Raw genomic sequence first — 18605 nt, forward strand, 5'->3', positions numbered from 1 at the left:
CATTTCCATTATACAAACGCAGAAAATATTTGCAATCAAAAACAGCGTCCTCCTCCTATATGGGGGAAAACGCTGTTTTCTTATTTTACAAATCGCTCCGTCAGGAGTTCCTTCAGCCGCTGCGTAAACCGCTCGAACGTCGGCTTCGCCGCGATCTCCTCGGCAAATTTCTTCTCCTCGAAGATATGCGAGAAATAGTCCCAGAGCTGAAACGAGCGCGGATTGTTCTTGCCGATGTGGATCAGCATGACGATCTGCACCTCGCTCCCCTCCTCATCCCAGCACACCGGGTTCCGAATGACACAGGTGCTGACAAAGGTATCGGAGGATACCGCCTGCATGGGATGCGGCAGGGCGATGCCGCGGCTGAAAAAGGTGCTGCCGATGTTCTCACGCTCAAGCACGGCGTCAAGTATTCCGCTGAGCCCATAGTGCTCCTCGGCGTGCGCGGAGAGCAGCTCGAGGATCTCTGCCTTGGTCGCATGTTCCCGATAGAAGAAGAGGTCCTTGGAGAAGATCCCGACCACGTCCTCGATATCCGAAAAGCCGTCGAGCAGCAGCTTGATGCTGCGCCGATCAAGCTCCGTCGGGAACGGTGTGATATACATCGCGAGCCCGTTGTCATATACCTCGTTCTTCTCCGTCGTCAGAAAGACATCGTAGTCATCCAACATACTCGGATGCAGTTCATCGGCATGAATGAAATCGAGTGCAGCGATCTCCCGCGAGAACCACTTCATCAGAATGGAACGCAGGAGCACCGTCATGCTCATCTTGAGCGACGAGATGACGAGCACGCGCGTCTCCTTCTTCTTTTGACGCAGCTCGAGCAGCGTGCCATAGAAATGCGCCGCGATCAGCGCGATCTCATCGTCGATAATGCGTGCATCATCGAGATATGCTTCGCGCAGCAGATAGGAAAAATACGTTGCAATCTCATAGCCGAGCGGGAACGTTTCGCGCACCTCCGTGAGGCTCGCACTCTGAAGCTGCATGTCATACTTCACCCGAATCATGAGCGGGATGCAGTGCAGTGCGATGGCGATGCGCAGGCTGATGCTGTTCGTGAAGTCCACGCCGTAGTTCGCCTTGATCCGCAAAAACGCATCACGGATGAATTCATCCAGCTCCTTGGAGATGATATCGTGATTCTTGAAGATCTCCTGCCCCTTGAGATAGATGGCAAAGAAACGTACCTCCTCCCTCGGAAAACGACAGAGGAAACGATCGGAGAGCTTCGCAAAAATGCGCTCCGAGATACGCAGTTCCTTCTCAATATCGTCCGTAATGCGCAGCTCCTTCTCCTGAATAAAGAAGCGTTTTTGCGCACGGTGCAGCATGATGTTCAGCGTCAGCACGGCATTGCTGAAATCCGCATCCTGAATGTAGTAGTGGAACTCCACGAACACATTGAGCAGTACATCCTTGAGATAGGAGATGCGCTGCAGATCGATGTGGTTGTCACGCTCCTCCTCAATGCCCTGCAGATGTGCGAGGTAGAGCCCGTTTTCCGCAAGACAGCGGCGCTTGTCGATCTCAGAGCCGACAATGCGCAGGCGGTTATCCTTGCGCTGAACACTGAGGCGGAACGGCGCAAGGCTCTTCTGAACGCTGCGCAGGTCCGTGAGCAGTGTCGACCGCGAGATGAAGAGCGCCTCCTCAAGTTCATACATCGGCATCTCGCGAAACCTGCCGAGCAGAATGAAGACGATCTTCGTCACACGGCTGAGCGGATAGGAGAGCGAGCCGACGGTGTGCTGCATATAGAGATTGTTGACCCAGTCGGAGAACATCTCCGCATCCTCGACGGCGAGGTAGCTGCCCCGTCCCTGCTGTGAGACCACGCGCGCCAGCCCTGTCTGTTCCAGCTCCTCCTTCACACTCTTCATATCCGCCTGTGTCGTGCGGACGCTGACTGCATGCTTCTTCGAGAAATACGACGCTGTGAAATACGTACTGCCCGCCTCGTACATCTCGAGCATCATCCTGACCTGACGCGCGTTCAGCATACCACCCCTCCTCTCTGCGCCAGGAAAGCGCGCTGCCCTTATTCGAGTTCTCCGAATTTCAACAGCACCTTATAGGTATCCGACCGCATCGCCGTTTCCATCGCCTGCCCAAAATCCCGGTAATCGAATATCGCTTCCCTGAGGGGTTCCGGTGACAGGATCTTTTTGCCGATGAGCAGCACCGACTGATCGTAGGAAGAAATCGATGGATTCACGGCACCGATGATCCGCTGCTGATAGGAATGAACAGACCCTAGATCGACGGGCACAGGCGTGTTCGGGTGAATCGAGCTGAACATGATGACCGTCCCGCCGGGTGCGGTCGCCCGCACCGCGTCTCCGGCAATTGCGGGAATTGCCGTCGTATTGAATACAACGTCTGCCCCACGCCCCTCCGTGAGCTCTCTGATGCGTGCCTGTAAATCCTCGTGAATGGGATCAATGGCGGCGGCAGCGCCCAGCTGAAGCGCTTTTTCCCGGCGCTCGGCGAGCGGCTCACTGAGGATGACGCGCACGCCCTTCAGCTGTGCGGCCATGACATGCAGCATCCCCATCGTTCCGCCGCCGATCACCAGCACATCATCACCAAAGCGCAGCTGTGCGCGTTCGATGCTGTTGATCACACAGGCAAGAGGCTCTGTGAACGCCATATCCTCAAAGCGGGCATCCTTCGGATAGACGTAGAGATCGCCCGCCTTTGCCGTAATGTATTCGGCAAAGCCCTTATAGCCAGAGATACCATTCGGCTTTTGGAAGGTCTCTGTCTTTGGAAAATCCTCACAGATATTTTCCTCACCGCGCTTGCAGTAATGGCATGCTTTGCAGTCGTCAATAATATACTGCACAACCTTCTGCCCGACGGAAAAGCGCTCCGCGTTCACCGCACTGCCAAGACGCTCGATCGTACCGCAGTACTCATGACCGCCGATGCGCGGATAGGAATAGCTGCAGTCTCCGCGAAAATCCCGCACGTCGTTTGTGCAGATCCCCGCCGCGTGAATGCGGATGAGCACCTCATCCGCCTGCGGCTCCGGCGTTGGAATCTCCTCTATGGAAAAATCCCCCGGCCTCTTCAAAACGATTGCCTTCATCGTCTCGACTCCTCTTTCCTCAGAAGGTCAGAATCCCCGTGACACCGCAGACAATACCGAGGGCCACAATCAGACCGATGATCTTAATCGACGACCAGCGCTGCTTGAGCAGCCAGTAGATTCCCATGGTCACGCTGAGCGGCAAAATGCTTGGCATGACGTGATCGAGGAAGTCCTTTTGGATACTGAACACCGACGCTTCGCTCGCAATCTCGATGCCGCAGGTCACCTTGACATAGTTCACAATCAGACCGCCCATAACCATGCAGCCCATGATCGAGGCACCCTTGAGGATCTTCTGCAGGGTTCCCCTCTCGAGGAAGTCCATGATGGCATCATGTCCCGCACGGTAGCCGAACATGAAGTTCACATAGCTGAATCCATAGGCAGCAGCGACAATGAGAACGGCATAGATGATCGCGCCCCAGATATTTCCGCTGCCCGCAAGCGAGATGTCAATACAGATCGCAAGCAGAATCGGGATGAGCACGCCCTGCCACACGGTATCGCCGAGGCCCGCGAGAGGACCCATGAGCGAGGTCTTGATGTTCGTGATGAACTGCGCCGGGATGTTTTCGTCCTTCGCCTTCTCCTCCTCAAGCGCAATCGCCATACCGAGGATGCAGGCACCGAACTCCGGATGCACGTTGAAGAACTCGATCTCGCGCTTCATCATCTCTTTTTGCTTTTCGGGATCATTCTGATAGAGACATTTTACGATGGGCGTAAAGGTATGCGCACAGGCAAGCCCCATCATACGCTCATAATTGTAGCACGTCTGCACAAACGTTTCCCAGATGAACCATGCGCGGCGCAACGCGCCTTTTGTTACCTGATTTTCCTGCATGTCATTTCACCCTTTCTCAGTCGTCGTCATCATCGTCATCATCTGTAGCACCGGCGACGGCGGGTTCATTTGCGCTCGTAACCTGCATGTAGACGATCGCCACCAGCAGAGAGATCACGCCGAGGGTGAGCAGGCTGAAGCCCGAGAATACCGCAAGGATGAATCCGAGGAAGAGGAACACCTTCGCCTCGCCCTTGTAGATATAGAGAAGGGTGATTGCAATACCAAGTGCCGGCATCACGCCGCCGATGATCTGGAACACCTTCAGGATCGTTCCGCTGAGCAGGCTGAGCATTCCCTGGATGTAGGATGCACCGAAGTATGCGGCAAGTCCGCACGGGACAACCGTCATGAGGAAGCACATCATCTGCGGAAAGAGAATATTCGCACGCCAGATCTTATCGTACTCGCCGCGCTCAATGTAGCGGTCCGCGATATGAACGTAAATCGAGTCCAGTGTCATGCGCCCGTACCAGACGATCGTACCGAGCACGCCGAGCGGCACGGCAATCGCAAGCGCCGTCCCTGAGTCGAGATTGCCCGCAATCGCATACGTCGTACCAAGCACGCCTGCAAGCCCCATATCTGCAGGCATACTTCCGCCTGCCGAGATGAATCCAAGGTAAACGAGGTTGATGGAGCCGCCAACCACCGCACCTTGTACGGGATCACCCAGAATAATGCCGGCAACCAAGCCGCATACGAGTGGTCTCTGAAGAGACCAAAGTCCTGCAAACGGCAGATTTCCGACGGCAAGCCAATATGTGATACCAAGCAATACCGCCTGCGTAACCGAAATATCCATACAGTTTCCCTCCTTAATGAAATGAAACATAAATCCGTTTCATTGAAGCTCAGATATAATTCTTCGCCTCGATGACCTGCTGCTCCGGGACGAGCTGATAGTAGACGCGTACGCCGAGCGACTCAAGCTTTCGTATTGCCTCGATCTCGGCCTCGTCACAGGCAACATTTTTGATGAACGGCTTACGGGCATCGCGTACGCCCATGCCGCCAAGGTTGACCTCCTTGATCCCGACACCGTTTTCCACAAGACGCAGATAGGAGATCGGCGTCTTGGTGAGCACCATCATCTTCTCACCCGGCTTCGGGTCGCCCTTCAGCTTTTCGCTCGCCGTCGCCACATCATAGACGAGCACCTTGATCCCCTCGGGGGCAAGCGCTTTCAAAACGCGCTTGTTGAACGCATCCACGGCGACCTCGTCGTCTACGATGACGATGCGGTTGATGCTGAGCGACGGTGACCAGACCGACACAACCTCTCCGTGAATCAGGCGGTCATCCACGCGTGCCAATACAATATTTCTCATTCTTCATCCCCCTCATTTTCTGTGAGCAGCAGATTGACATCCTTCACCGTAGCCGCTGCTTCCTTCAGTACCTGCACGCAGATTTCCTCCGCGCTCATCCCCGCATTGCGGTTCATGATAATGGACACCAAGAGCGGAAGGTTGATCCCCGTGATGTGACGGAACGAAAAGTGCTCCATCAGCTCTACACAGACATTGAACGGCGTCCCGTGGAACAGATCCGAAAGGACGAGTACCTCCTCGTCACCCGCATGCTCAAGGACCTGACGCACCTTGTCCTGCAGTGTCGATCGATCCTCCTCCGGGGCGAGACCAAAAGAGAGCAGTTCCTGCTGCGCTCCGACGAGCATCTGCACACTGCTGACGAGCCCATCGGCAAAAGGACCGTGCGACACAACAACAATCTTCATCAAATCACCTCGCCTCAATATGGAAATTTCGATCCATCATACTCCTTGCCATGGGCGCCGCATGGCGATTCGTCGACATATGTGAATCATATCATAAAATTCTTGCTATATATGACAATCTTTTTTCGCAATATATACGAAATTCATCAGATTTATTTCAGAAACGACTGCATCAAACATATGAAGAAAGAAAGCCGTCACGGTATATAGAAACCTCTATACTGAAATCGCATTTTGCAGAATGGTTTCGGAAATGGAGGAAACAATATGACACATACACGGGAGAATATAGCGGATCTCTCCATCAATGAGCTGCTCGGACGGGAGATCGCATGTTCCTGCGGTCATGCGCACAGCATCCCCATGAAGCGTGTGCTGATCGGCTCCGGCGTTACCACAGACATCCCGCGCACACTGCGCGAGTGCGGCTACAAGAAGGCGCTCATCCTCTCCGACCGCATCACATGGGATATCGCGGCAAAGGATGTCGCAGAGTATCTCGAACGCGACGGCTTCCCCTATGAGACGCTCGTCCTTGAGGGACGCGTTGTCCCGGATGAGGCGCGTATCGGCGAGATCATCATCCACGCGCCGCGCGATGCGGACATCATCATCGCTGTCGGAACGGGCGTCATGTGCGACATCGGCAAGATGATCTCGTACAAAATGGACATCGATACCGCCGCCGTTGTCACGGCGCCCTCTGTGGACGGCTTTGCCTCCAAACACGCGGCGCTTGTCATCGGTCGCCTCAAAGTCTCCTTTACCACACATTGTCCGACCATCATCGTCGGCGATGTCGACGTATTGAAAAATGCGCCCATGTCCATGATCATCGCCGGCTGGTGTGACATCATGGGCAAATTCTCCTGTCTCTCCGACTGGAAGATCTCACATATCGTGAATGACGAATACTACTGTGAAACCCTCGCGGACATGGTATACCGCTCTGTCCGCATCTGCCGCGACAATCTCGAAGCGCTGAAGCTGCGTGAACCGCACGCCGTACAGTCCGTCATGGAGGCGCTCGTGCTCGCAGGCATTGCGATGAGCTTCATCGGAAACTCGCGTCCCGCCTCCGGCTCCGAGCACCATCTCTCACACTGTTGGGAGCTGCGCACAGCAAAGGAGGGTAAAGAACTCGCGCCGCACGGCATTCAGATTGGCGTCGGCGAGGCACTGATCTCGATGCTGTACGGATGGCTCAAAACAGAGACGGTCGACTTTGCCACAGCGCGTGCAATTCCCTTCGATGAGCGTGCGTGGGAAGCCGGTGTGCACGACTACTTCGGCAGCGATGCCGATGACATCCTGAAGGAGATTCGCGGCGATCACCGCTACGATGCCGATGTGCGTGCGCGTCGCTTAGCGGCACTTGAGAAGAACTGGCCGGCAGTCCTCGAGATCGTCCGCGCCATGCCCGCACATGAGGAAATCGTTGCCATGCTGAAGTCCGCAGGCACAGCGACAGCGCCCGCAGATATCCACCTCACAGATAAGGAGGCTGCCGACTCCATCCGCCACGCCAAAGAGGTGCGAAACAAATACACCGTCCTCGGTGTGCTCGACGATCTCGGTCTGCTTGAGACGTACGCAGCCCGTATCGAAGCAAAATAACAAGCCCTTACTAAAAAATTCGCTGCCAACGAAAATGTCGGCAGCGGAATTTTTTTGCACTTTAGTTATTTTTTCTTTTTGACCTATTGACTTTTTGACTTTTTCGTGTATAATAACAATCGAAAGGTGATTGAAAGCACCTTCCCAACGAAAAGAAAATGATCAGCGGGTCGAATCCCAAACATCGCCCCGCAGCAAAATCTCTAAGGAGTTGATTACAATGTTTGGATTGGTACCTTTTGCCGGACGCCGTGGACTCGCGCAGCGTGATGCAGCGAATCCATTTGCACTCTTTGACGCGATGCGCGACAGCTTCTTCCGCGATGATTTCCCCTCCGCGAACTGGGGCGCCGCCTCGTTCAAGGTGGACGTAAAGGACAGCGGCGATCACTACGAGCTGACCGCCGATCTGCCGGGCATGACGAAGGAGGACATCGCCCTGCACTACGAAAACGGCTATCTCACGATCGCTGCCAGCCGCAGCGAGTCCAACGATGAGAAGGACGATGCAGGCAACTACATCCGCCGTGAGCGTCACACGGGCGAGGTCAGCCGCTCGTTCTACATCGACGGCATCGACGACGCGAACATCCACGCAGAGTTCAAGGACGGCGTATTGCAAGTGAACCTGCCGAAGGCGGCGGGTGAACCCGAGCGTAAGCAGATCGAGATTCACTGATCTCCCACAATTTTCTCCCATGAATGAAAAAGAGCGGAGCTGCTCTCAGGAAACTCCTGAGCGGCAGTTCCGCTTTTTGCTATCCCTCTTCCTCAAGTCCCGCAGCAAAGTCCTCCGCAAGCAGCGCAAGCGGATGCGGCAGCCATCGCTCTCCGGCAGCGAGAATCTGCAGCTGCATCGCAATCTCGTAATCCTCGACATGGACCACAGCAATGCGCCCCTCGCGCACGGCATCGGCAACGGCGACGGCAGGCAGGATGGAGAGCCCCAGTCCCGCCGCCACAAAGTCGATGATGGTCTTGCTCGTACCAATCTCCACACGGTCACGCAGATAGAGCCCTCTCTCTGCGAGATCCTCCTCCAGTTTCTTGCGGTAGTTTGTTCCGCGCTGGGTGAGCACCCACGTACTGTCCACAAGTTCATGCAGCTGTACGGGGCGATGGGCAAAGGGCGAGTCGATGGCAGCGATGAACTCGACCGGAGACGGACTGCGATGCAGGACGCGCAGGCTATCCCCTTCCTGATATGGATCAAACAGGATGGCGATATCGATGTCGCCATGCACAAGCGCCTTGCGCAGATGCGGTGCCGTATCATTGGCGACATGCAGGCGCACCTTGGGATACTTGCGCAGGAACATACCGACGCGCTGCATATACCGTGAGGTGGCAATGGTCTCGATGATACCGAGGAAGAACTCCCCCTCCGGCTCACCTGTACTGCAAAACTGCATGAGCGTCTCCTGTTCCAGTGCTGCCATACGATAGGCATAGGGCAGGAATGCGCGTCCCGCACTTGATAGCGTGATACGGCGTCCCGCACGGATGAAGAGCGAGGCACCCAGTTCGCGCTCGAGCATTTGGATCTGTTGCGTGACAGTCGACTGCGCATAATTTTCGCGCAGTGCCGCCACGGTAAAACTGTTTGTTTCTGCTACATGAATGAATGTTTTAATATTTCGAAGTTCCACGCAAATCCTCCCCTTTATTGTTTTTTTCGATAAGTAAATTCGTTTCTTTCAATTTTACTGCATTCATTATTTATGATATCATAAATTCTAGAAGATGGAAATGGTTCTATTGTCAAAGGAGAGATGATTATGAGAACCGAACACGATTTCCTAGGCAACCTTGAAGTGCCCGATGATGTTTACTATGGCGTACAGACGATGCGCGCCATCGAGAACTTCCACATCACGGGACAGAAGCTCGATCCGGACTTCATTGTGGCGCTCGCGCAGGTGAAGAAGGCGGCGGCTCTCGCGAACATGGACACGGGACGCCTTCCGCACGACATCGGCGATCTGCTTGTGAAGGCGGCGGACGAGATCATTGCGGGCGAGCACATCGATCAGTTCCCCGTCGATCCGATTCAGGGCGGCGCGGGCACATCCGTCAACATGAACATGAACGAGGTGCTTTGCAACCGCGCACTCGAGCTGCGCGGCGAGGCGAAGGGACGTTACGACATCATTTCGCCGAACAACCACGCCAACATGGCGCAGTCGACGAACGACTCGTTCCCCACGGGCATCAAGGTCTGTCTCGCGGCAAAGGGGCTCGTCTTCCTCGCAGCACTCGAGCATCTTGCATCGGAGCTTGAGAAAAAATCAGAAGAGTACCGTGACATTCTGAAGATGGGTCGTACGCATCTCCAAGATGCTGTCCCCATCACGCTCGGACAGGAGATGGGCGCATACGCCTCCGCCGTACGACGCTCCATGGGGCGCATCCAATTCGTCCTCGACAATCTCCACACGATCAACATGGGCGGCACCGCCGTCGGCACGGGACTCAACGCAGAGCCTGCCTACATTGAGGCGGTCGCCAAACGCCTCTCGGAGATCACGGGCGAGAGCTACACGACGGCACATAATATCATTGATGCAACGAACAACACGGACGCATTCGCAGACTTTTCCTCCGCACTCAAGAATGCGGCGCTCGTCCTCATCAAGCTTGCGAACGATTTCCGTCTCATGGCATCGGGTCCGCGCTGCGGTCTGAACGAGCTGCGTCTGCCCATGCGCCAGCCGGGTTCCTCCATCATGCCGGGCAAGGTCAACCCCGTCATCGCCGAGGTGCTCGACCAGGCATGCTATCAGGTGATCGCAGGTGACCTCGCCGTAACGTTCGGTGTGGAGAACGGACAGTTCGAGCTGAACGTCATGGAGCCGGTCATGGCATTCAATATGTTCAACTCGCTGAACTATATCACGCGTGCGGTGAACACCTTTGTCGACAAGCTGCTCATCGGTCTGGAACCGAACGTCGAGCAGTGCCAGAAATGGCTCGACAAGAGCGTCGGCATCGTGACGGCACTCCTGCCGCACATCGGCTATGAGAAGTCCGCCGAGCTCGCACGCGAGGCGTACACGACGGGCAAACCCATTCGCGAGATCATCCTTGATCGTGGGATCCTCTCGAAAGAGAAGCTCGAACACATCCTCTCGCCGCGCCAGATGACGCATCCCGGAATTGCGTAGGAATCCACGGACTAAGGGATCACTGATAAAACGAAATCCGTCGGATCGGAGCAGAGTTTATCAGTGATTCCCTTAATATCAAAGGGGATGATACATTATGTTTTGGATTGAACTCATTGTTGTTCTTGGAATGCTCCTAATCGGTGCACGCGTCGGCGGCATCTTCCTCGGTATGTCGAGTGGTGTCGCGCTCGCCATTCTGGTCTTCGGCTTCGGCTGCACGCCGGGCTCGCCAGCGATCGATGTCATTATGATCATCATGACCGTTGTCGTGGCAGCATCCGTACTTCAGGCATCGGGCGGTATGGACTATCTGATCCAAGTGGCGATCAACATGCTGCGCCGCAACCCGAAGCGGATCAGCTTCTACGCGCCGCTCATCAGCTGGTTGTTCACGTTCATGTGTGGCACGGGCAACATCGTCTACGGCATCCTGCCGGTCATTGCCGAGGTGTCGCGTGAGGCGGGCGTTCGTCCCGAGCGTCCAATCTCCGTCTCCGTCGTCGCATCGCAGCAGGCGATCACGGCATGCCCGATCTCTGCGGCGACGGTCGCTCTCCTAGCTCTCTTGGCTCCCGCCAACATCACACTGATTGACATCCTCATCGTCTGCGTGCCCGCAACGCTCATCGGCGTTCTAGTCGCCTCCTTCTACGCCTCCCGTGTTGGCAAGGAACTCGCGGAGGATCCCGAGTATCTGGCGCGCGTCGAGGCTGGCGAGGCTGCACCGATCAACGAAAAGACAGATTTTCAGGAAAAGACATTCGGCAGCAAGGAGAAGAAGGCTGTGTGGCTTTACCTCCTCGCAACGGTCATCGTTATCGCCTTCGGCATCTTCCCGGATCTCCGTCCGACCTACCTTGTTGGCGACAAGATGACGACGTTCTCGATGACGGCAACGATCGAGATGGTCATGATGATCATGGCAGGCGTGATCCTGCTTGCGACAAAGACCGATGTGCGTACGGTCATCGAGCAGTCTGTCTTCAAACAGGGTCTCATGGGCGTCTACTGTATCTTCGGTCTGACATGGGCGGGCGATACGCTGGTCAAGAGCAACCTCGACTTCCTGAAGGCAGGAGCACAGGATGCCGTCGTGGCAAATCCATGGGTCTTCGCCTTCGTCCTGTTCTTTATGTCCGCACTGATCCTCAGTCAGGCGGGAACGCTCGGTGCACTTGCACCACTTGGCATCTCTCTCGGCATCACCGCTCCCTCAATGATCGGTATGTTCCCTGCCGTCAGCGGTCTCTTCTTCGTACCGAGCTACGCGACGGTGCTCGCGGGCATCGCGTTCGACCGAACTGGTACCACACGGATCGGAAAATTCGTATTCAATCACAGCTTTATGGTGCCGGGTCTGATCACCTGCTTTGTCAGTGTCGCTGTCGGTCTCGGCCTCGCAAACGTATTGCTCTGATATTCTGAGAATTACACGGAGGAAGCGATATAAGGAGATCGTTCGCGCGATGCGGGCGTTCCCCGACGAAGAGATCGATGAACTCTTCGCCCCGCTCACGATGACGGACTGGACACAGAGCAGCAAGCTCCTGTCCGGTGAAAAGACAAAGAAAATGTAATGTATGGATTCGCCGCGTTCGGTTCGGACGCGGCGGGTTTGTATTTCAGTCATACAAAAGCGGCACACGATTACAGCCATAAATTTTCATTCCCTATGGGAGGATTCTTGTCATTATTGTTGAATTCTTCTATCTGTTTGGGAAATCACTGATAAAATAGACCTTCCGATTGGCGTAGATTTTTTCGTCCGAACAAGAAGGCAAATCGGACGCATAGCCAAAGCTATGTGGAGGATCGCGGGCGTAGTGCGGACAAAAAAGATGCGTCAAGATGGCGTGGCTGAATTTATCAGTGCTTTTTTGGCATCATATTTTCAAGGAGGTTTTTTCATTGGCTCTTGCAGGAGGAATTATTGTCATCATCGCCTTTGCCGCCATCATCAAGAAGTATGAGGCGCGCATGGTACTCTTCGCCGCAGGTCTGCTCATGTGCTTCATCGGCGGCGTTGCGGGCAACGCCATCACGACGTTCAGCAAGACGATGGTGCACGGCACGCTCGTGCCCGTCATCTGTACGGTCATGGGCTTCTCGTTCGTCATGAAACTCACGGAGTGCGACCGTCACCTCGTCGAGTCCATCTCCGGCGTCATCACAAAGGCGCGCGTCATTCTCATCCCGCTCGCGACACTCCTCACTTGGTGGATCAACATTGCGATCCCGAGTGCGGCGGGCTGCGCAGCTGCGGTCGGCAGTATCCTCATCCCCGCCCTCATTGCGGCGGGCGTGCATCCGGCAATGGCGGCGGCGGCAGTCCTCGCAGGGACATGGGGCAGTGCGATCAGCCCCGGCACCTCACACAACCCGTTTGTCGCCGATCTCGCGGGCACGGATGTCATGTCCGTCATCATGAATGAAGCGCCCGCTGCCATCATCGCATCCTTTGTCTGTATCATTGCACTCACTGCGATTTCGGTGATCCGCAAGGAAGGTCCAAGCGATGACCGCCGTCAGGCATATCTCGCCGAGCTCTCCGAGGAGGAGCAGAACCGAACGTTCAAGATCAATCCCATCTATGCGCTCATCCCGCTCGTCCCCCTCGTCATGCTCGTGCTCGGCAGCAAGCAGATCGCGATCCTGCCGCTGACGGACGTGCCGACTGCCATGATTACGGGCTCGATCCTCGCACTCATTGCAACACGCACGAATCCGCAGGAGGTCACGAAGAAATTCTTCGACGGTATGGGCAGCGCCTATGGCAGCGTCATGGGTCTCATCGTCGCGGCAGGCGTCTTTACCGCCGGCATGGCGGCAATGGGATTGACCGACGCACTGATCGAGACGATGAAAGGCTCGGAGTCGATCGCAAAGTTCGCGGGCGCATTCGGCCCCTTCCTCATCGCCGTGATCTCCGGCTCGGGTGACGCAGCAGCACTCGCCTTCAACGGCGCGATCACACCGCAGGCGGAGGCGTTCGGCATGAGCATTGTCGATCTCGGTTCGCTCGCACAGATGGCGGGCGCGATTGGACGCTCGATGTCCCCCGTCGCAGGTGCGGCAATGGTCTGCGCAGGGCTTGCAAATGTCAGCCCGATGGAGATCTCCAAGCGCAACGCAATCCCGATGCTGCTCGCGACCATTACCTTTATGATCGCACTGTTCATCTGAGAAAGGAACAGCTTCATGATCGACAAAAAAAGAGTGCTCGATGAATTCTTCGAACTCGTTTCCATCCGCTGTTCGACGCTTGCGGAACGCGAAATCGGCGACCTGCTCACCGCACGCCTGAAGGAACTCGGGGCGGCGGAGATCCACGAGGACACGGCAGGGGAAAAACTCGGCGGCAGCTGCGGCAATATCATCGCAAATTTCAAGGGAACGATCACGGGTGTCCCCACCGTCATGCTCACGGCACATATGGACTGCGTCGAGCCGTGCGCGAACATCAAGCCCGTTCGGAAGGAGGGTGTCATCCGCTCCGACGGCACGACGATTCTCGGTTCGGACGACAAGGCGGGCGTGGTCGCCATTCTTGAGACACTGCGCTGTCTGAAGGAACACAATATCCCGCACGGCGATCTCCAGATCGTCTTTACCGTTGCCGAGGAGGGCGGTGTCAACGGCTCGCGCTGCCTCGACGCGTCGCTTCTCCGTGCTGATTTCGGCTATACGCTCGACACGCACGGGCATCCCGGCATCGCGGTATTCAAGGCACCCGGCAAGAACCAGATCGAGGTGCGGATACACGGCAAGGCGGCTCACGCGGGCATCGAGCCCGAGGCGGGGAAGAACGCCATCACAGCGGCGGGCAGTGTACTCACCGCTGTCCCGCAGGGGCGCATCGACGAGGAGACCACCTGCAACGTCGGCAAGATCACGGGTGGCACGGCGACTAATGTCGTCGCCGAGTTCTGCACGGTGAACTTCGAGTCGCGCAGCCGCGACAAGGCAAAGCTCGATGCCATCACGCAGCGTATCGTGGACGCTGTGAACGGTGCGATAGCAGGAACGGGCTGCACTGTGGAGATCGCAGTCAATAAGGACTACGATCCCTTCGAACTGCCGAAGGATGCCCTTCCCATACAGTATCTGCACCGTGCCGCAGGAAAACTCGGTCTCCCCGTGGAAATCTTGGAGGAGGGCGGCGGCTCGGACGCAAATCACTTCAACACGTATGGCGTACCGACGACGGTGCTCGCTGTCGGTATGACGGACTGCCACACGAAGGAAGAGAGCATCCGCGAGCAGGATCTCTATGATGCGGCAGAGCTTGCCCTCGCCATCGTGCGCGAGGTCTCTGAGGACGCATAGAACAACGGAAAAGGAGAATACGATGGAACTGGATGCAAAGATCACACAGATGGCAGATGCGATGGCAGACGAACTGATCCGGCAGCGGCGGGATCTCCACCGTCATCCGGAGCCGGGCTGGACGGAGTTCCGCACGGCGTCCATTGTCGCAAAGACACTCTCGGAGCTTGGCTATGAGGTGCAGGTCGGTCGCGAAGTCATGGAGGAGAGCGCACGCATGGGCGTTCCCTCGGATGACGCACTCGCGCGGGAGAAGGAGCGCGCCCGCAGCGAGGGTGCAGACCCCGCATGGCTTGATCGCATGGACGGAGGCTTTACAGGCGTCGTCGGCACCATGCACTTTGCGCGCAAGGGACCCGTTGTCGGCATTCGCTTTGATATGGACTCCAACGATGTGACCGAAACGGATGCGCCCGAGCATTTCCCGAACCGCGAGGGCTTTGCCTCCTGCCACGCGGGCGCAATGCACGCCTGCGGGCACGACGGGCATACCTCTGTCGGGCTCGGTGTCGCACGCATCTTTGCCGCACTGAGGGACGAGCTTGCGGGAACTGTGAAGCTCGTCTTTCAGCCCGCCGAAGAGGGTGTGCGCGGAGCGCATGCGATGGTGGAAAAGGGTGTCGTGGACGATGTCAACTACATGCTCGGCGCACATTTCGGCTTCAAGGCGAAGGAGACGGGCAGCGTTGCGTGCAACGTCGTTGGCTTCCTCGCGACGAGCAAATACGACGCGCACTTCGTCGGTGTACCCGCACATGCGGGTGCCGCGCCCGAGGAGGGCAAAAACGCCGTACTCGCAACCGCATGTGCGGCACTGAACCTTCATGCGATCTCGCGCCACTCAGGCGGTGCCTCGCGCATCAATGTCGGCTATATGGAGGCGGGCAGCGGGCGCAACGTCATCGGTGATAAAGGACTGCTGCGCATTGAAACGCGCGGTGCAACGAGCGCGATCAATCGCTACATGGAACAGGAAGCCGAGCGCATCATCAAGGCAGCAGCTGCCATGTACGATGTCGATGTCACGATCGAAAAGGCGGGCGGCGCCGCCGGCGGCAACAACACGCCGGAGCTCGCCTCCTATCTCGAAAATCGCGCAAAGGAGCTCGGACTCTTCCGCGATATCATGAGCGAAACCAACTTCGGCGCGAGCGAGGACTTCTCCTACTTCATGGAGCGCGTTCAGGAGCGCGGCGGGCAGGCCGCCTACATGATGATCGGCGCGCAGCTCGCGGCAGGACATCATGACTCACGATTCAACTTCGACGAGAAGGCGCTCGTCTACGCTGCCAAAATGATCGCTGCAAGTGGTGCTTCCCTTCTGCTGGGACAATAATCTTTGCGGTCTTGCACACTCCTGCACGCGATTATCCCGCACAAACGCATCGAACCTGTGGTATAATGGACGTGATGAGGAGGTGTGCTCATGGAGGAAGTACGAACATGCAATCCGACAAACGACGTGGTGTTCAAATTTGTCTTTGGGCGCGAAGAACGAAAGCGTATTACACTTTCGTTTATTAATGATGTTTTGGGGCGCAATGATGAGGACGCCTTCGTCGATATTCAAGGAATCGCTGATAAAATGAAGTCCGTCAGATTGGCGTAGATTTTTTCGTCCGAACAAGGAGGCGAACCGGACGCATAGCCAAAGCTATGTGGAGGATTTGCCGACGAAGTGCGGGCAAAAAAGATACGTCAAGATGGCGGTGCTGAATTTATCAGTGCTTCCTTAGTTTCGGAATACAGAACTCACGCCCGATAAGCTCTTTGACAAACTGGGGCGACTCGACGTATTCGGCATTCTGAGCGATGGCACGCGCGTCGACATTGAGATGCAGGTCATCAACCATATGAACATGGAAAAACGAAGCCTGTTCTATTGGGCGCATATGTATCTGCATTTCGATGCACTCCGTATAGGTGCGGAGTACGGAACGCTGAAACCTGCGATCGCGATCAACATTGTACGCTTTTGCTTTTTACCGCAGGAGGACCCCCATTCCCGCTATGTAATCTTCAATCCCGAGACGGGACATCAGCTTTCCGATGATATGGAGCTGCATTTTTTGGAGATCCCGAAGTACCGGAAGAAAACGGTTGCCAAGATGAACCGCATCGAGCGATGGCTGGCGTACTTCGCGGATACACTGAGCGAACACGAAAAGGAGGAGATGAAAATGGCAGCACCGGCCGTAAGTGAAGCGATTCAAGCGACAGAAACATTCCTAATGGATGAAGCGGCATACCAAAACTATCTTGCGCGCGAGTCAGCCATTTGGGACTATAATACCGACGTCCGAGAAAATCGACGGCGCGCACGGGAGGAAGGACATGCCGAAGGGCTGATCGAGGGGCGTGCCGAAGGACGTGCCGAAGGACGTGCCGAAGGGCGTGCGGAAGGACATGCCAAAGGTCTAATCGAAGGAGAACACCATGCTGCACTTCGAATTGCGCGTATGATGCTTGCCGCGCATAAGAACGTCGCCGAGATCGAACAACTATGCGGTCTGTCGCGAGATGAAATCCTCGCATTACAGAAAAACAATCCAAGCATGTGAGCGCAGCGAATTTCCGATCGATGAGGTCTCCCGCAAATTAATACCTGTTGCTAAGTCACCCTCTTCATGATATAATCTCTACAATATAGGAGATGATGGAAGAGGGTGACTTTTTGGCGGGAAACAAGACCTATCGCAGAGGCGGTTCGCAGGAAATGGGCATTCCTGCGCGGTGTGCGGAAACCGCCCCCGGCAATGTGCGCCGTATGGGCGAGGTATCCATGAGCGTACGGCAGGACGCCATTACGCCCGAATATTTCATCACCCATTTCTACGAATACCTTCCGCGCTACATCGCGGGCGGTGCGCCCACAGCGGACACGCGCGACACGTACGAACTGGCGATTCGCCTCTTCCTCCACTGGTGCATGGAGCAGGGACTCCACCCGCTCAGTGACGTACACGATTACCAGATTCGCGTCTACATGGAGGAGATGCGCACGCGTGGCTACAGCGCGGCAACGCTCATGATCAAGGGCGCGGCAATCCGTGCCTTTTACAAGGTTGCACAGCGCCTCTCCTTCATCGCTGAGAATCCCTGCGCCGATCTGCAACTGCGCAATCCGCAGCACCTCGACGAGGACTATAAATATCTCACCATCGATCAGATCAAGGAGATCTGCGAGGGGCTCGCGGCGGACAAGAACGCCCTGCGCCGACTGCGCAACCTCCTCATCGTCTACCTCATGGGCGTCGAGGGACTGCGCGTCGTCGAGGTCATGCGCCTCTCGGACGAGGACATCGACTGGCAGCGCGGGCGCATCGAGATCCGGGGGAAAGGGCATGCGGGGATCATCTACCCATGCGAGGAGACGTTTCAGCTTCTCAAAGCGTACATCGAAACGCGCGGTGCCATACCGCCCGAGAATCGTCTCACACCGACCGTCATCTCGTGTTCGCCGAACAATCGGAACGGGCGCATCACGCGCGTCGGCATCCGCTACGTCATCAACAAGGCACTGACGGATGCAGGGCTCAAGCAGCCCGGCTACGCGTGTCATCTCTTTCGCCACAGCTGCGGCACAAACCTCTATCAGGAGACCAAAGACCTGCGTGTCGTGCAGGAGACTCTGCGCCAGCGCAGCCCCAAAGTCACCGCGAAATACGCCCACGTTCACGATCGTATGGAGAAACGATATACCGGCGGCATCTCGCCGGGGATGAACATGGGGGCTGTGCAGGATGTGGCAACAGCAGAATCCGCACAAAATATGAAACGGCAGTGAGACTTACTCACTGCCGTTTC

General features: G+C 56.2%; 17 protein-coding genes. 10 read left to right on the plus strand and 7 right to left on the minus strand.

The window, feature by feature from the left end; genetic code table 11:
• Nucleotides 1–80: 80 nt before the first annotated feature.
• From HMPREF9081_RS12450 to HMPREF9081_RS12475, 6 genes are read right to left on the minus strand one after another with little or no spacing between them, the layout of a single operon-like run.
• Nucleotides 81–2009: a BglG family transcription antiterminator gene (locus HMPREF9081_RS12450; RefSeq protein WP_006307768.1), complete on the minus strand. Its 1929-nt coding sequence runs from the start codon at nt 2007–2009 to the stop codon at nt 81–83.
• Between the two features lie 38 nt (nt 2010–2047).
• Nucleotides 2048–3100 (minus strand): zinc-dependent alcohol dehydrogenase, encoded by a 1053-nt coding sequence (locus HMPREF9081_RS12455; protein ID WP_006307769.1) that lies wholly within the window; start codon nt 3098–3100, stop codon nt 2048–2050.
• 19 nt (nt 3101–3119) lie between these two features.
• Nucleotides 3120–3947: a PTS system mannose/fructose/sorbose family transporter subunit IID gene (locus tag HMPREF9081_RS12460; RefSeq protein WP_006307770.1), complete on the minus strand. Its 828-nt coding sequence runs from the start codon at nt 3945–3947 to the stop codon at nt 3120–3122.
• A 16-nt stretch (nt 3948–3963) separates the two neighbouring features.
• A complete protein-coding gene (locus HMPREF9081_RS12465) occupies nt 3964–4752 on the minus strand; it encodes a PTS mannose/fructose/sorbose/N-acetylgalactosamine transporter subunit IIC (RefSeq protein ID WP_040395293.1) in 789 nt (262 codons plus the stop codon).
• A gap of 49 nt (nt 4753–4801) precedes the next feature.
• The gene (locus HMPREF9081_RS12470) at nt 4802–5278 is read right to left on the minus strand and encodes a PTS sugar transporter subunit IIB (RefSeq protein WP_006307772.1); all 477 of its coding nucleotides are present in this window, start codon (nt 5276–5278) and stop codon (nt 4802–4804) included.
• Nucleotides 5275–5688 carry a PTS sugar transporter subunit IIA gene (locus tag HMPREF9081_RS12475; protein WP_006307773.1) on the minus strand — a complete coding sequence of 138 codons (414 nt, stop codon included), beginning with the start codon at nt 5686–5688 and terminating at the stop codon, nt 5275–5277. The genes HMPREF9081_RS12470 and HMPREF9081_RS12475 overlap by 4 nt, the downstream gene beginning before the upstream one ends.
• 267 nt (nt 5689–5955) lie before the next feature.
• Between HMPREF9081_RS12475 and HMPREF9081_RS12480 the strand changes: the two genes are divergently transcribed.
• Nucleotides 5956–7305: a sn-glycerol-1-phosphate dehydrogenase gene (locus tag HMPREF9081_RS12480; RefSeq protein ID WP_006307774.1), complete on the plus strand. Its 1350-nt coding sequence runs from the start codon at nt 5956–5958 to the stop codon at nt 7303–7305.
• Between the two features lie 220 nt (nt 7306–7525).
• Entirely contained in the window at nt 7526–7984 is a 459-nt protein-coding gene (locus tag HMPREF9081_RS12485) for an Hsp20/alpha crystallin family protein (RefSeq protein ID WP_006307775.1), read from the plus strand.
• A 79-nt stretch (nt 7985–8063) separates the two neighbouring features.
• On the opposite strand, the gene HMPREF9081_RS12490 is transcribed toward HMPREF9081_RS12485, so the two are convergent.
• On the minus strand, nt 8064–8954 hold the full coding sequence (locus HMPREF9081_RS12490; RefSeq protein WP_006307776.1) for a LysR family transcriptional regulator: 891 nt from the start codon (nt 8952–8954) through the stop codon (nt 8064–8066).
• 129 nt (nt 8955–9083) lie between these two features.
• Here HMPREF9081_RS12490 and HMPREF9081_RS12495 point away from each other — a divergent pair, with 129 nt between their 5' ends.
• From HMPREF9081_RS12495 to HMPREF9081_RS12530, 8 genes are all read left to right on the plus strand, one after another.
• Entirely contained in the window at nt 9084–10469 is a 1386-nt protein-coding gene (locus HMPREF9081_RS12495) for an aspartate ammonia-lyase (protein ID WP_040395296.1), read from the plus strand.
• A 97-nt stretch (nt 10470–10566) separates the two neighbouring features.
• Nucleotides 10567–11889 carry an anaerobic C4-dicarboxylate transporter family protein gene (locus HMPREF9081_RS12500; protein ID WP_006307778.1) on the plus strand — a complete coding sequence of 441 codons (1323 nt, stop codon included), beginning with the start codon at nt 10567–10569 and terminating at the stop codon, nt 11887–11889.
• Nucleotides 11890–12380: 491 nt separating this feature from the next.
• Entirely contained in the window at nt 12381–13655 is a 1275-nt protein-coding gene (gene dcuC / locus HMPREF9081_RS12505) for a C4-dicarboxylate transporter DcuC (RefSeq protein ID WP_040395299.1), read from the plus strand.
• A gap of 15 nt (nt 13656–13670) precedes the next feature.
• Entirely contained in the window at nt 13671–14798 is a 1128-nt protein-coding gene (locus HMPREF9081_RS12510; protein ID WP_006307780.1) for a M20/M25/M40 family metallo-hydrolase, read from the plus strand.
• Between the two features lie 22 nt (nt 14799–14820).
• On the plus strand, nt 14821–16134 hold the full coding sequence (locus HMPREF9081_RS12515) for an amidohydrolase (protein ID WP_006307781.1): 1314 nt from the start codon (nt 14821–14823) through the stop codon (nt 16132–16134).
• A gap of 90 nt (nt 16135–16224) precedes the next feature.
• The gene (locus HMPREF9081_RS12520; RefSeq protein ID WP_006307782.1) at nt 16225–16407 is read left to right on the plus strand and encodes a PD-(D/E)XK nuclease family transposase; all 183 of its coding nucleotides are present in this window, start codon (nt 16225–16227) and stop codon (nt 16405–16407) included.
• 169 nt (nt 16408–16576) lie between these two features.
• Nucleotides 16577–17359, plus strand: a complete 783-nt coding sequence (locus HMPREF9081_RS12525) for an Rpn family recombination-promoting nuclease/putative transposase (protein ID WP_083812223.1) — start codon at nt 16577–16579, stop codon at nt 17357–17359.
• Between the two features lie 155 nt (nt 17360–17514).
• Nucleotides 17515–18585, plus strand: coding sequence for a tyrosine-type recombinase/integrase (locus tag HMPREF9081_RS12530; protein ID WP_050795069.1), 1071 nt, complete (start codon nt 17515–17517; stop codon nt 18583–18585).
• The last annotated feature ends 20 nt before the right edge of the window (nt 18586–18605 follow it).

It is taken from the genome of Centipeda periodontii DSM 2778 (assembly GCF_000213975.1).
GTDB classification, from domain to species: Bacteria; Bacillota; Negativicutes; order Selenomonadales; family Selenomonadaceae; genus Centipeda; species Centipeda periodontii.